We start from the raw sequence: 13457 nt of genomic DNA, 5'->3' as shown, positions 1-13457 counted from the left end.
GGCGGTCTCCGGTCCGTCGGCCCGTCGCCGGGCCATCCCAGCCTGCTTAGGACGGACCGCGCCGCCACGCCAACCCGGCGCGTCCGCGCAGACCCCGCCGCACCGGCGACAACCCTGCGGCCCGCCGCGCGTTGGGGCCGACAGCACAGGAAGACCGATGCCGACGATCCGCCACGACACCCTCCCGTTGAACGGCCTCGACCTGCACGTCGCGCAGGTGGGCAGCGGGCCGCCGCTGCTGTTGCTTCACGGTTGGCCGGAATTCTGGCTGACCTGGGAGCCGGTGATGACGCGGCTTTCCGAGCGCTTCACCTGCATCGCGCCGGACCTCCGCGGCTTCGGCCGGACCGGCAAGCCCGATGCCGGCCCCAACGACAAGGTCGGGCCCAAGGTCCACGTGCAGGACATGCTCGCCCTCCTCGACGCCCTCGGACTCGATCGCGTCGGCGTGGTCTCGCACGACGTCGGCGCCTACGTCGCGCAGGGGCTGGCGCACACGGCGCCCGAGCGGCTGGAGGGCCTGTTCTTCTTCGATTCCCCATATGGCGGCATCGGTCCGCGCCTGGGCGCGCCCGAGAACCTGCGCGAGATCTGGTACCAATCCTTCCACCTGATGCCCTACGCGGCCGACCTCGTCGGCTCGTCGCGCGAGGCGTGCAAGACCTACGTCGGCGGCATCCTGCGGCACTGGTCGGGTCCGAACCCGCACGCCTTCGACGACGTGATCGAGGATTTCGTCGACAACTTCCTCCAGCCCGGCAACCTGCAGGGCGGGTTCGACTGGTATCTCAGCCAGAACGCGGGCCGGATCGCGATGATCCGCGGCGATGCGCCTGTGCCGAAACCCATCGCGGTGCCGACCTGCATCCGCTGGGGCGATTCCTCGCCGCTCTTCCCCTACGCCTGGACCGACCGCCTGCCGGAATACTTTTCCAACCTCGACCTTGCGCCGTTTCCAGGCGCGGCGCACTTCCCGCACCGCGAGAAGCCGGATGCGGCGGCGGCCGAGATCGCTCGGTTCTTCTCTCGCTGACCGAAACCCACGCACCGATTTCCCGGACGGGTGGAGCGTCAGCGGAACCCGATCCGGGCCCCAGCACAAGGATACGCGAAGCGGCCGAATCGTCGGCGCCGACGATCACGAGCCGCTGACGCGGCCGGTTCTTCCGCTGGATCCCGGATCATCCTCCGCTCGCGCTCCGGGCGTCCGGGAAATCGGCCTGAGCGTCACGCCGCCTGCCCGCGGCGTCCCTCCACCAGCCACATCGCCAGCACGGCCGCAGCCAGCAGCGCCAGGGCCGCGAGCCCGAGCGCCAGGGGATAGACCTCGACACCGCGGATGACGGCGCTGTCGCTCGGGCGGAAGCCGATCCAGTCGGCGCCCGAGAGGCGGCCGCCGCGCACGCTCTGGAGGCGCGGCACCGCGACGGCGCCGGATGCGTCCGCGACGCGGCGGATCGAGCCGCCGGAGGCGTCGGCGACCGGCTTCAGGCGATCGGTGTCGCTGAACACGTCGGCGAGCTCGCGCGGGTTCGGCGGGCCGACGCTGACGAAGGCGGCGAGCGTGCCCGAGCGCAAGGTGTGCAGGCCGAGCTCGGTCGCCTCGAAGGTCGCGCCGAACAGCCCGGGCTCCGACGGCTTCAGGGCGAGCGTGCTGGTCTTGCCGGTCGGGCTCGTGACGACGACCGGATCGGTCGCCTCCGCCATGGTCTGGCGCTCGACGCGGACCTCGCGACCGCGGCCGGTCATCTGCGCGCGCAAAGCCTCCTCTTCCAGCGCCGGCTCCTTCATCAGCCAATGCGCGAGGCGGCGCAGCAGGTCGAGATAGGGGCCGCCGTCCTGGTAGCCACGCGCCCACAGCCAGGTGTGGTCGGACAGCATGAGTGCCACGCGGCCCTTCTCCTCGCGGGAGAGGGCGAGCAGCGGCAGGTTCTCGGCGCCCGACAGCAGCGGCTGGTTCCCGGCCCGCGTCTGCGCCGCGACGATGCGGAGCCAGTCGCCCCAGGCCGGCGGCGTCGCGTCTCCGCCGGGCAGCGCCCGCGTCACCGGATGGCGGTTGCCGGTCGCCGTCGCCGTCGGCTTGTAGGGCTGCTCGACCACGCGCCCGTTCGGGTCGCCCGGCAGGATGCCGGAAAGCCGCGTGCGCGCGAGGCTCGCCGGGCCTGCGAATTCCGGGCCGGCAGCGATCAGGAGCGCGCCGCCCTCGCGGACGTAGCGGGTGATGTTGTCGAAATAGGCCGAGGGCAGCACGCTCTGGTTGGCGTAGCGGTCGAAGATGATCAGGTCGAAGTCCTTGATCTTCTGGACGAACAGCTCGCGCGTCGGGAAGGCGATCAGCGACAGCTCGGAGATCGGCGTGCCGTCCTGCTTCTCCGGCGGCCGCAGGATGGTGAAGTGCACGAGGTCGACGTTGGCGTCCGATTTCAGCAGGTTGCGCCAGGTGCGCTCGCCCTGGTGCGGCTCGCCGGAGACCAGCAGCACCCGCAGCTTCTCGCGGATGCCCTCGATGGGGAGCACGGCGCGGTTGTTGACCGTGGTCAGCTCGCCCGGCAACGGCTCGACCTCGATCTCGACGACGTTCGGGCCGCCATGCTCGATCTTCAGCGCGAGGTCGAACGGCTTGTCCGTCGGCACGGTGCGGCGCCCGATCTCCTCGCCGTCGCGGCGCAGGGCGACGACGGCCGAGCCGGTGCCGCCGCGCTCCATCACCTCGGCGCGGATCGTGAGGTCCTTGCCGACGATGCCGAAGCGGGGCGCCTCCAGGAGCTTGATCTGCCGGTCGCGCTCGTCCGGGTGCCCGGTGACGAGCACGTGCAGCGGCGCCTTGATCCCGAGGGCCGCGAGCGAGGTCGGGATGTCGTGCACGACGCCGTCGGTGAGCATCACCACGCCGGCCAACCGCTCAGGCGGCACGTCGGCGAGCGCCTGGCCCAGGGCGGCGAAAAGCTTGGTGCCGTCGTCGCCGGCGGCGTCCGGCACGTCGATGAAGCGCGGCTCGATGTTCGTCAGCGCACCGAAGCGACGCTGCAATTCGGCCCTGACCTGGTCGGTCGCCGCCGGCCGGTCGCCGAGCGCCTGAGACCCGGATCGGTCGACGATCACCGCGGCGATGTCCTTCACCGGCTCGCGATCCTCGCGCACCAGGGCGGGGTTCGCGAGCGCCGCGAGCACCAGCCCGAGCGCCAGCGCCCGCAGGACGGCGGTGCGTCCCCGCGCCAGGAAGGCGAGCACGGAAAACAGCGCCACGATCACGGCGAAGACCGCCAGCACCGGCCAGGGCAGCAGCGGCGTAAAGCTGAGGCTCAGCATGACGGGAGAGCCTTCGTGATCCGGTTACGCGCGGGAAGCGCCGCATGGCCCCCTCTCCCATGGGGAGAGGGCTGGGGTGAGGGGCGTGACCTGACCGGAGAGGTCACGCCCCTCATCCTGTCCTTCTCCCCATGGGAGAAGAGACCCGCGACCACGTTCAATGCGTCGGTATGTGTCGGGATCGTCACTGCCCCAGCCGCTCCAGCAGGGCCGGCACGTGGACCTGGTCCGCCTTGTAGTTGCCGGTCAGCGTGTAGATCACGATGTTGACGCCGCCGCGGAAGGCCATCTCGCGCTGGCGCTGGTCGCCGCCGACCACCGGGTAGAGCGGGTCGCCGCGGCGGTCGATCGCCCAGGCCGCGGCAAGGTCGTTGCCGGTGATGACGATCGGGCTGACGCCGTCGCCGGCACGTGCCGGGCGACGCTCGGTGCCCTCGGCGGCCGGCGGCAGCGCCTCCACCCAGGTCTGGCCGGTGGCGTAGCGCCCGGGAAAGGTGTCGACGAGGTAGAACGCCTTGGTCAGCACGTGGTCGGAGGGCACCGGCTCCAGCTCCGGGATCTCGAGCGTCGCCAGCATCTTGCGCAGGTACGCCGCCTCCGGCGTCGGCGGGCCTCCGGCGCGGGCCGTGAGCGCGTCGCGGGTGTCGAACAGGACGGTGCCGCCGTTGCGCATGAACGCGTCGACCCGGCGGATCGTGGCCTCCGAGGGCTGCGGCCGGCCCGGCGCGATCGGCCAGTAGATCAGCGGATAGAACGCCAGCTCGTCCTTGGCCGGGTCGAGGCCGGCGGGCTCTCCCGGCTCCAGGGCGGTGCGGGCGGCGAGCATCTGGGTCAGACCGGTCAGGCCGGCCCGGCTCGCCTCGTCGATCGCCGCGTCGCCGGTGACGACGTAGGCGAGGCGCGTGACCAGCGCCGACTCGATGCCGTTCGGGCGGTTGGCCGGCGGCTCCTCGGCCCGCGCCGGCGGCCCGCCAAAAGCTCCGAGAATGAGCACGCCCGCCATCGCGAGAATCGCCGGGCGGCCGCGGAGGCGGCCGACGAGGCTCCCTGAGCCGCGGTTGAGGAAGCCGCCGAGCCAGAGGCCCGCCAGCGTGTCGAGGACCAGCAGCAGAAGCGCCAGGGTGAACAGGCTCGGGCGCAGGTCGAGGGTCTCGGCCCCGGCGAGCGTGCCGGTGCGGGCGCCCGAGAGCGCGGCGAGGTCGAGCGCCTTGAGGCGGTCGTCGGGCCTGAGGGCGTTCACGGCGGTGCCGCCGTCGGCGGGGCCGTAGAAGCCCGGCGGATGCTCCACCGAGGCGCGGTCGGCGTAGTCGGCCGGCACGGCGGTGGCGGAGGCCGGCGGGGTGCCGAGCGCCCCGAAGCCGTCGAGCGCCAGTCGCGGGGCGAGGATCGCGGCGGCCGGCCGCGGGCCGCCCTCCGTGGGGGCGGCGGAGGAACCGGCCAGCGCCACCACCCGGCGCAGCATGTCGATGAACAGGCCGGACAACGGCAGGTTCGACCAAGTCGTGTCGGCGGTGACGTGGAACAGCACCACGAGCCCCTGCCCGCGATGCTCGGCGGTGACGATCGGCGTGCCGTCCTGCAACGAGGCCCAGGTGCGGCCGGGCAGGTCGCCGTCGGGCTCGGCCAGGATCTGGCGGCGCACGCCGATGTCGGCGGGCGGCGTCAGGCCGGCGAACGGGCTCTCGGGGGCGAAGGGCGCCAGCGTCTTCGGGCTGTCCCAGGAGAGCGTGCCGCCGAGCGTCCGGCCGCCGCGGCGCAGGCGCACCGGCACCAGCGGATCGCTGCCGGCCGCGAGTCGTGGGCCGGCGAAGCGCAGCAGCAGGCCGCCGCCCTCGACGAAGGCCTGGACGCGGGTGGCGGTGCGGTCGTCCATCGCGCCGACGTCGGCGAGCACCAGCACCGTCACCTGGTTGTCGAGGAGCTGCGCCACCTGGTCGGCGATGCCCTTGGCGCCGCGGGCCTCCTGCACGTCGGCGAAGGGCTGGAGCGCGCGGGAGAGATAGTAGGTCGGCGCCAGCAGCGGCTGCGCCTGGTCGCTGGTGCCGCCGAAGACGAGGCCGACGCGGCGGCGCTTGCCGCGCTCGTCCACCAGCGTCACGGCGCCGGCCGAGCGCTCGCCGGCGATCTCGATGCGGCTGACGCCGTTGCGCAGCTCGATCGGCATGTCGAAGGCGATCTCGGCCTCAGTGGCGTCGGGCGCGAGGGCGAAGTCGTGCTCGGCCAGCGGCAGGCCCTTCTGGTCGAGCGCGCGCACGAGGCCGCCGTCGCGGCCGTTGCGGGCGGCGCGCAGCACCCGGGCCGTGAGCTTGCCCCCGGCCTCGGACGCGGTCAGCGCCAGGGCCGGCGGCGCGTCGGCGCGCAGCACCGTCAGCGCGGCGCCCGACGACGCCACGGCCTCGGCGAGGCGTGCGGGGAAGTCTCCTGGCTCGATGCCGGCGACGCCGTCGCTGATCCAGACGAGGCCCGCGCCGGCGTTGCGGTCGAGGAAGTTGGTGAGCACTGCCAGGTGCGCGCCCCGGTCGGCGAGGTGCGGGCGCGGCGCCAAGGCGCGCAGCCGTTCGAGGCTGGCTGCCGGCGTGCGCGCCTCGACCGCGGCGGGGGCGTCCGCCAGCCCGACCACCGCGACGGGCCGTCCGTCGCGGGCGGCGCCCTCGACGGCGTCGGTGGCGACCCGCATCCGGTCGCGCCAGTCGTGGGCGGCGGAGACGCCGTTGTCGATCATCACCAGAAGCGCCTTGCGGCCTCCGCCGGCGCCGACGCCGCTCGGGTTCCAGACCGGCCCGGAGACGGCGAGGATGAGGGCGGCGGCGGCGAGCAGCCGCAGGATCAGCAGCCAGGGCGGGGTCCGCGCCGGCGTCTGGCGCCGCGCCACCAGGTCCGCCACCAGCTTGAGCGGCGGGAAGTCGATCCGGCGCGGGCGCGGCGGCGTCACCCGCAGCAGCAGCCACAGGGCGGGCAGGCCGATCAGGGCGGCGAGCGCGAAGGGCGCGGCGAAGGTCAATCCGAGCACGACGCCCTCCTAGCCCGTTCCGCGCGCGGCGGCGACCAGGGTCGCGAGGCGAAGCCCCGCCTCGCTCGCGGGGCGGTCGGTGCGGTGCAGGGTCAGCGTCCAGCCGACGCCGCGGGCGATCTCGGAGAGGCCGGCCCGGTGCGCCTGGATGCGGGTGCGATAGGCGTCGCCCCAGGCGCCGGCGTCGCCGACGTCGAGCGAGAGGCCGGATTCGAGGTCGTGCAGCACGGCCTGGCCCGAGAAGGGGAACGTCTCCTCGATCGGGTCGGCGACGGCCACGAGGTGCCCACGGCTGCCGCGCCCGGCGATCTCCTGGACGGCCGACGCGACGCGTTCGAGGGGGGTGAGGAAGTCGCTGATCAGGATCACCTCGTCGAAGCGGGCCGGGGCCGCGCGGGGCGGCAGGTCCTGGGTCAGGCCGGCGGCGTCGGCGACGAGCGCCTGCGCCATGGCCTCGACGATCTTGCGCGACGCGGTCGCGCGGGTCAGCCCGAGTAGGCCGACCCGCTCGCCGCCGTCGACGAAGGCGTCGGCGAGCGCCAGCCCGAGGACGAGGGCACGCTCGACCTTCGCGGCCTGCGCAAGGTCGGAGGCGAAGCCCATGGAGGCGGAGCGGTCGATCCAGATCCAGATGTTGTGGGCGGCCTCCCACTCGCGCTCGCGGACGTAGAGCCGGTCGTCGCGGGCGGAGCGGCGCCAGTCGATCCGCGCGGCCGCCTCGCCGTTCACGAAGGGGCGGAACTGCCAGAAGCTCTCGCCGGGGCCGGCGCGGCGGCGGCCGTGCAGGCCATGCGCCAGCATCGACGAGACGCGGCGGGCCTCCAGCACGAGCCGGGGCATGCGGGACGCGAGCGCCACCGCGCCCTCGCTCTCCCGCCGGCCGGGCGCGCGCGGGATCGCGTCGTGGGCGCGCACGGCCGCCACGCGCTAAAGCTTCTCGGCGAGCTTGGCGATCAGCCCCTCGATGGTGTCGCCGTCGGCCCGCGCCGCGTAGCTCAGCGCCATGCGGTGCTTCAGCACCGGCTCGGCGAGCGCCTTCACGTCGGCGACCGAGGGCGCGACGCGGCCTTCGATCAGCGCGCGGGCGCGGGCCGCCAGGCTCAGCGCCTGGCTGGCGCGGGGGCCGGGGCCCCACATCAGCTTGCCCTTCACCAGCGGGTCGCCGCCGTCGGGGCGGGCCGAGCGGACGAGGTCGAGGATCGCGTCGACCACGGTCTCGCCCACCGGCAGGCGGCGCACGAGGCGCTGCGCGGTCAGCAGCGCGTCGGTCGACATCACGGCCTTCACGCCATGGTCGGCGACGCCGGTGGTCTCGATCAGGATGCGGCGCTCGGCGGCGCGGTCGGGATAGCCGACGTCGATCTCCAGCAGGAAGCGGTCGAGCTGCGCCTCGGGCAGCGGATAGGTGCCCTCCTGCTCGATCGGGTTCTGGGTGGCGAGCACGTGGAACGGCCGCGGCAGGTCGTGACGCTCGCCGGCGACCGAGACGAAGTTCTCCTGCATCGCCTGCAGCAGCGCGGACTGCGTGCGCGGGCTCGCGCGGTTGATCTCGTCGGCCATCAGGAGCTGGGTGAAGACCGGGCCCTTGACGAAGCGGAACGAGCGGCGGCGGTCGGCATCCTCGTCCAGGATTTCGGTGCCGAGGATGTCGGAGGGCATCAGGTCTGGCGTGAACTGCACCCGCCGGGCGTCGAGCCCGAGCACGGTGCCCAGCGTCTCGACGAGCTTGGTCTTGGCCAGACCCGGCAATCCGACGAGGAGGCCGTGGCCGCCGGCCAGGATCGTGACGAGGGCGAGGTCGACGACCTTCTCCTGTCCGAAGATCACCCCGTGGATCGCTTCGCGCGCCTGGCCGACGGAGGCGAGGCAGGCTTCGGCGGTGGCGACGATGCCGTCGTCGAGGGTGGTGGCGGACGAGCCCTGACTCATGCCGATGGGGTTTCCGTCTTGATCGTCGGGCCTTGCGGCCGGGGGCGACGCTGGCGTCGTTCTGGGCGCGGAGTGTGCGGCGGTTCGTGACCGGCTGGCAAGGCCGGCATCGCCGCAGGTTCGTGGGGCGCGACCTGTGGCGCTTCAGCTACGCTCCGACGCCGTCACCTGGGTCTGGCCGTCCGAGGGCGCGACCGCGTCGCAGGAAAACGGGTTCGGCGGCGCGTTGACCCCCCGCCAACGCGCGTAGCGCCAGGGCAGGAACCAGCGCGTCCGCGGCGGCAGGGCGTCGGGCACGAGGTCGATGCCGTGGGTGCCGAAGGGCCCGCAGCGGCAGATCCGCGAAAACCCCATCCAGGCGCCGGGCCAGAGTCCGTGCCGGGCGATCGCCGCGTCCGCGTAGTCGGAGCAGCTCGGCCAGTGCCGGCACTGTCGGCCGACGAGGCCGGACAGCGTGAGTTGATAGCCGCGGATCGCGATCCGCGCGGCACGCCGCAGCATCGCGTCAGGCGGCGGCGCGCCTGGCGGCCTCGATCCGGTCGAGGGCCTCCACCACCGCGTCGAAGGTGAGCAGGGTCGAGGCGTGGCGCGCCTTGAAGTCGCGCACCGGCGCGAGCACGGAGAGGTCGGCCCAGCGGCCCTCGGGCGCCGGGCCGTTCGCTTTCAGCATCGCACGCATGGTCTCGCGCACGCTCCGAAGCTCCTCGGGGCTGGAGCCGACCACGTGCCGCCCCATCAGCGAGGACGAGGCCTGGCCCAGTGCGCAGGCCTTCACGTCGTGGGCGAAGTCGGCCACCGTCCCGTCGGCCCCGAGCACGAGGTCGACGGTCACGGTCGAGCCGCAGAGCTTCGAATGCGCTGTCGCGCTGGCGTCCGGCGCCGAGAGCCGACCGAGCCGGGGGATGTCGGCGGCGAGTTCGAGGATGCGCCGGTTGTAGATGTCGTCGAGCATGGGCGCCTTCCGCTCCTTGTCGCTGCGTTGTCGGGCGCTGAGTGGTCGGCTCCGTGCGGGCCGCCCTTGCGCCCCGCGCGCTGTGCATTGCGCGATCGTGCAAGAACGACGATATAGGCCGCTTCAGGCCGTTTCGCGAGGAGGCGGCTCGTCGACCAGGGTCGCGCCCACGGCCACGGACACCGCAACCACCGGGGCGCCGGCCCGGAGCCATCCGGGCTCCGAGACGGTTCGACCGACATGTACGCCAAGCCGGACAGTACGACGATGAAGGCCCGTGTGGCGCGGGCCGGAGATGCCATGGATGCCGCGCTCAAATCCCTGTCCTACGGCGCCGCCCGTCCCCTTCCCGAGGCCGAGCCGAGCTTGAGCGTCATGCGCAACGACAACGACCGCGTGGTGGCGAACCTCGCCGAGCGCCGTGCCGAGACGGCCGCGCCGGACGGCGCCAAGGACATCGCGAAGAAGCCCGAATCCGCGACGCGGGTGCCCGACGGCATCGCCCTCGCCCGCCCGAGCCGCGAGGAGGCCGAGGCCGCCGTTCGCACCCTGCTGCGCTGGGCCGGCGACGACCCGAACCGCGAAGGCCTGCTCGACACCCCGGCCCGCGTGGTCAAGGCCTACGGCCAGCTCTTCGGCGGCTACGAGGTCGACGCGGACGCCCTGCTCGAGCGGGTGTTCGAGGAGGTCGAGGGCTATTCCGACATCGTGCTGGTGCGCGACATCCCGTTCTACTCCCACTGCGAGCACCACATGGTGCCGTTCATGGGCCTGGCCCACATCGCCTACTACCCGACCAAGGGCGTGGTCGGCCTGTCGAAGCTCGCCCGCGTGGTCGACACCTTCGCCCGCCGGCTGCAGACGCAGGAGACGATGACCGCCCAGATCGCCGACGTGATCGAGAGCATCCTCAAGCCCCGCGGCGTCGCCGTCCTCGTCGAGGCGGAGCATCTCTGCATGGCGATGCGCGGCGTCCAGAAGGCCGGCGTTTCCACCATCACCACCCAGTTCCGCGGCGCCTTCCGCGAGGACGCCAGCGAGCAGGTGCGGTTCCTGACGCTGGTCCGCGGCGGCAAGGCGTAGCCGCATTAAGGCGTAGCCGCATTCATGTGGCGTCGCCGCCCCTTCCCTCCCCCGCAGAGGGGGGAGGGATGCTCGCGGACCGAGTGCTCTGCGCAGGAACCGTCATTCGATGACCGTCCCCCCATTCGATCCGCCCGGTAGCCGTACCGAGGTCGAGGAAGGCGTGGCCTTCACGCCCCGCTTCGACCGCGACGGGCTCGTGGCCTGCATCGCCGTCGACGCGCAGGACGGCCGCGTGCTGATGCTCGCGCACATGAACGCCGAATCGCTGCGACGGACGCTGGAGACCGGCGAGGCCTGGTACTGGTCGCGCTCGCGCCGGGAACTCTGGCACAAGGGTGCGACCTCGGGCCAGGTCCAGCGCGTCGTCGAGATGCGCACCGATTGCGACCAGGACGCGCTGCTGATCACCGTCGCGGTCGGCGGCGACGGCGGCTGTTGCCACACCGGGCGGCGCGCCTGCTTCTACCGCAGCGTCGCCCTCGACCCGGACGGCCGCGCGGTGCTGAACCCCGCCGGCCCATGAGCGGCGCGCACGCCCTGCTGCGGCACGCCGCGCCGTCGATCGCTCCCGGAACCGTCGAGCCGACGCGCGAGACGGCGCCGTGGCAGCCGCGGATCGGCCTGGCCCTCGGCGGCGGCGCCGCGCGCGGGTGGGCGCATATCGGCGTGATCCGCGCCCTCGACGAGGCCGGCATCCACCCCTCGGTCGTCGCCGGCTGCTCGATCGGCGCCGTGGTCGGCGGCTGCTTCGCCGCGGGCAAGCTCGACGCCCTGGCCGAGTTCGCGCTTTCGCTCACACGCCGCCGGGTGCTGGGCCTCCTCGACCCGCGCCTGTCGGGCTCGGGGCTGATCGGCGGCGACCGCCTACGCCGGCGGCTGGTGCGCGACCTCGGCGACCGCCTGGTCGACGACCTGCCGGTCGGCTTCGGCTCGGTCGCCACCGAGCTCGGAACCGGGCACGAGGTCTGGCTCACGCGTGGATCGCTGATCGAGGCTCTGCGCGCCTCCTACGCCCTGCCCGGCCTGTTCGCGCCGGTCGAGCGCGACGGGCGTCTCCTGATGGACGGCACGCTGGTCAACCCGGTGCCGGTGACGCTGGCCCGCGCGATGGGCGCCGACCTTGTCGTGGGCGTGAACCTCGCCTGCGACCCGCGGATGCGGGGCGGCGTGATCGAGCCCGGCGCGGCCGATCCCGTCGAGCAGGTCGTCACCGCGGTCGGCGCCCGGCGCTGGAGCCTGCTCGCGGGCCTCCGCAATCGCAGGGTCGCGCCGTCCGGACCCGGGATCGGCCGGGTGATGTTCGACGCCTTCAACATCACGCAGGACCGAATCTCGCGCGCGCGCCTCGAGCGGGACCCGCCCGATTGCGCGATCGGGCCGGACCTCGCCACGATGGGACAGTTCGAGTTCCACCGGGCGGCCGAGGCGATCGCCGCCGGCCACGCGGCGACGCGCGCCGCCGTCCCCCGCATCCGGGCGATGGTGCAGGCCGCGGCCGCGCGCGCCTGACGCGCCGCGTCACGCGACTGTCGCATCGGCCTGCGATGCGGCCCTCGTGCGGGATCGGGACCGGCCCGACCGCCGCGAGGAGCCGCCCCGATGGTGTCCAGCCGCCGCCAGATCCTGTTCGCCGGCGGGGCCGGCCTCGTCGGGTTCGCGTCCGGCATCGCCCGGCCGGGCCTCAGCCGCGCCGCCGACCGGCCGATCCTCACGCACGGCCTGCAATCGGGCGACGTCGGCACCGACTCCGCGATCGTCTGGGCGCGCGCCGACCGGCCGTGCCGCGCGATCGTCGAATGGTCCACCATCGACAGCTTCGCCGAGATCCGCGGCGGCACCTTCGCCGACGCCCTGCCGGAGGCGGACGGCACCGTGAAGGTGGCGCTCACCGGCCTGCCGCCGGGGCAGGACATCGTCTACCGGATCCGGCTCGAAGACCTCGCGGCGCCGACGATCCGCGGCCCGGCGCAGGTCGGGCGCTTCCGCACCGCGCCGGCCGACCGGCGCTCGGTCTCGTTCTGCTGGTCGGGCGACACGGCGGGCCAGGGCTGGGGCATCGACGAGGCCCGCGGCGGCATGACCATCTACAAGGCGATGCTGGCCAACCGCCCGGACTTCTTCCTGCATTCCGGCGACACGATCTACGCCGACGGGCCGATCACGGCCGAGGTGCGACTGCCTGACGGCACGCTCTGGCGCAACCGCGTCACCGAGGCGGTGTCGAAGCCCGCCGAGACGCTCGCCGAGTTCCGCGGCCGCTACCAATACAACCTGACGGACGCGAACGTGCTGGCGATGAACGCCGCCGTGCCGATCCTGGCGCAATGGGACGACCACGAGGTCACCAACAACTGGTGGCCCGGCGAGCCGCTGACCCGGGCCGAGCACTTAAGGAAGACGTACGCCGACCCGAACGTGCGCGCGCTCGAGGTGCGGGCGTCCCGCGCCTTCCACGAATACATGCCGATGCGCTTCGAGCCGTCCGAGCCCGGCCGCGTCTACCGCAAGATCGGCTACGGCCCCCTCGTCGACGTGTTCATGCTCGACATGCGCTCGTATCGCGGGCCGAACGGCGAGAACCGCCAGACCGCCTACGGCCCGGACGCGTACTTCCTCGGGCCGGTGCAGCTCGCCTGGCTCAAGCGGGCGCTGATGGAGTCGCGCGCGACCTGGAAGGTGATCGCCGCCGACATGCCGCTCGGCCTCGTCGTCACCTACGACGGCGACCGGAACTTCGGCTCCGAAGCGGTTGCGCAGGGCGACGGCCCGCCCCTGGGGCGCGAGCTGGAGATCGCCGACTTGCTGCGCTTCATCAAGGCTGCGAACATCCGCAACACGGTGTGGTTCACGGCCGACGTGCACTACACCGCCGCGCACTACTACGACCCCAACAAGGCCCGCTTCCAGGAGTTCGAGCCGTTCTGGGAGTTCGTCTCAGGCCCGCTGCACGCCGGCACCTTCGGCCCGAACACGCTCGACGACACGTTCGGGCCGCAGCTGCGCTTCGTGAAGGCGCCGCCGGAAGGCCAGGTGAACCTGTCGCCGGCGGCAGGCTACCAGTTCTTCGGGCACGTCGCCGTCGACGGGCGGACGGAGCAGATGACGGTGACGCTGAAGGACGCGGCCGACGCCGACCTGTGGCACGTCACCCTTGATCCCGTCCTGGCTTGA

Annotated in this window: 11 protein-coding genes; 5 read left to right on the top strand and 6 right to left on the bottom strand. The window is 73.2% G+C overall.

Features of this window, described 5'->3' with window-relative positions:
• The first annotated feature begins 157 nt into the window (after positions 1-157).
• A complete protein-coding gene (locus FV226_RS07285) occupies positions 158-1033 on the top strand; it encodes an alpha/beta hydrolase (protein WP_147762375.1) in 876 nt (291 codons plus the stop codon).
• Positions 1034-1227: 194 nt separating this feature from the next.
• Here FV226_RS07285 and FV226_RS07280 read toward each other — a convergent pair whose 3' ends face one another.
• From FV226_RS07280 to FV226_RS07255, 6 genes are all read right to left on the bottom strand, one after another.
• Positions 1228-3309 carry a hypothetical protein gene (locus FV226_RS07280; protein ID WP_147762374.1) on the bottom strand — a complete coding sequence of 694 codons (2082 nt, stop codon included), beginning with the start codon at positions 3307-3309 and terminating at the stop codon, positions 1228-1230.
• Positions 3310-3493: 184 nt separating this feature from the next.
• Positions 3494-6319: a DUF4159 domain-containing protein gene (locus FV226_RS07275; protein ID WP_147762373.1), complete on the bottom strand. Its 2826-nt coding sequence runs from the start codon at positions 6317-6319 to the stop codon at positions 3494-3496.
• 9 nt (positions 6320-6328) lie between these two features.
• Positions 6329-7243 (bottom strand): DUF58 domain-containing protein, encoded by a 915-nt coding sequence (locus FV226_RS07270; protein ID WP_147762372.1) that lies wholly within the window; start codon positions 7241-7243, stop codon positions 6329-6331.
• Positions 7244-7246: 3 nt separating this feature from the next.
• The gene (locus FV226_RS07265; RefSeq protein WP_147762371.1) at positions 7247-8248 is read right to left on the bottom strand and encodes a MoxR family ATPase; all 1002 of its coding nucleotides are present in this window, start codon (positions 8246-8248) and stop codon (positions 7247-7249) included.
• 144 nt (positions 8249-8392) lie between these two features.
• Complete coding sequence (yidD, locus tag FV226_RS07260) at positions 8393-8749, bottom strand: membrane protein insertion efficiency factor YidD (RefSeq protein WP_147762370.1); 357 nt, start codon at positions 8747-8749, stop codon at positions 8393-8395.
• Positions 8750-8753: 4 nt separating this feature from the next.
• A complete protein-coding gene (locus FV226_RS07255) occupies positions 8754-9200 on the bottom strand; it encodes an iron-sulfur cluster assembly scaffold protein (protein WP_147762369.1) in 447 nt (148 codons plus the stop codon).
• 240 nt (positions 9201-9440) lie between these two features.
• Between FV226_RS07255 and folE the strand changes: the two genes are divergently transcribed.
• The 4 genes from folE to FV226_RS07235 all read left to right on the top strand — a co-directional run bounded on the left by folE (position 9441) and on the right by FV226_RS07235 (position 13457).
• On the top strand, positions 9441-10283 hold the full coding sequence (gene folE / locus FV226_RS07250; protein WP_147762368.1) for a GTP cyclohydrolase I FolE: 843 nt from the start codon (positions 9441-9443) through the stop codon (positions 10281-10283).
• A 109-nt stretch (positions 10284-10392) separates the two neighbouring features.
• Positions 10393-10809, top strand: coding sequence for a phosphoribosyl-AMP cyclohydrolase (hisI, locus tag FV226_RS07245; protein WP_147762367.1), 417 nt, complete (start codon positions 10393-10395; stop codon positions 10807-10809).
• Positions 10806-11795 carry a patatin-like phospholipase family protein gene (locus tag FV226_RS07240; protein ID WP_147762366.1) on the top strand — a complete coding sequence of 330 codons (990 nt, stop codon included), beginning with the start codon at positions 10806-10808 and terminating at the stop codon, positions 11793-11795. Before hisI ends, FV226_RS07240 begins: the two co-directional genes overlap by 4 nt.
• Before the next feature lie 90 nt (positions 11796-11885).
• Positions 11886-13457: an alkaline phosphatase D family protein gene (locus FV226_RS07235; protein ID WP_147762365.1), complete on the top strand. Its 1572-nt coding sequence runs from the start codon at positions 11886-11888 to the stop codon at positions 13455-13457.

The organism is Methylobacterium sp. WL12 (assembly GCF_008039475.1).
In the GTDB taxonomy this organism is placed as follows: Bacteria; Pseudomonadota; Alphaproteobacteria; order Rhizobiales; family Beijerinckiaceae; genus Methylobacterium; species Methylobacterium cerastii.
The sequence above is the reverse complement of the archived record's forward strand: the minus strand, read 5'-3'. Positions and strand labels throughout refer to the sequence as shown.

Coding starts and splice junctions, on each gene's coding strand:
- FV226_RS07285 (WP_147762375.1), top strand. CDS start 158: ATGCCGACGATCCGCCACGACACCCTCCCGTTGAACGGCCTCGACCTG.
- FV226_RS07280 (WP_147762374.1), bottom strand. CDS start 3,309: ATGCTGAGCCTCAGCTTTACGCCGCTGCTGCCCTGGCCGGTGCTGGCG.
- FV226_RS07265 (WP_147762371.1), bottom strand. CDS start 8,248: ATGAGTCAGGGCTCGTCCGCCACCACCCTCGACGACGGCATCGTCGCC.
- yidD (WP_147762370.1), bottom strand. CDS start 8,749: ATGCTGCGGCGTGCCGCGCGGATCGCGATCCGCGGCTATCAACTCACG.
- FV226_RS07255 (WP_147762369.1), bottom strand. CDS start 9,200: ATGCTCGACGACATCTACAACCGGCGCATCCTCGAACTCGCCGCCGAC.
- folE (WP_147762368.1), top strand. CDS start 9,441: ATGTACGCCAAGCCGGACAGTACGACGATGAAGGCCCGTGTGGCGCGG.
- hisI (WP_147762367.1), top strand. CDS start 10,393: ATGACCGTCCCCCCATTCGATCCGCCCGGTAGCCGTACCGAGGTCGAG.
- FV226_RS07240 (WP_147762366.1), top strand. CDS start 10,806: ATGAGCGGCGCGCACGCCCTGCTGCGGCACGCCGCGCCGTCGATCGCT.
- FV226_RS07235 (WP_147762365.1), top strand. CDS start 11,886: ATGGTGTCCAGCCGCCGCCAGATCCTGTTCGCCGGCGGGGCCGGCCTC.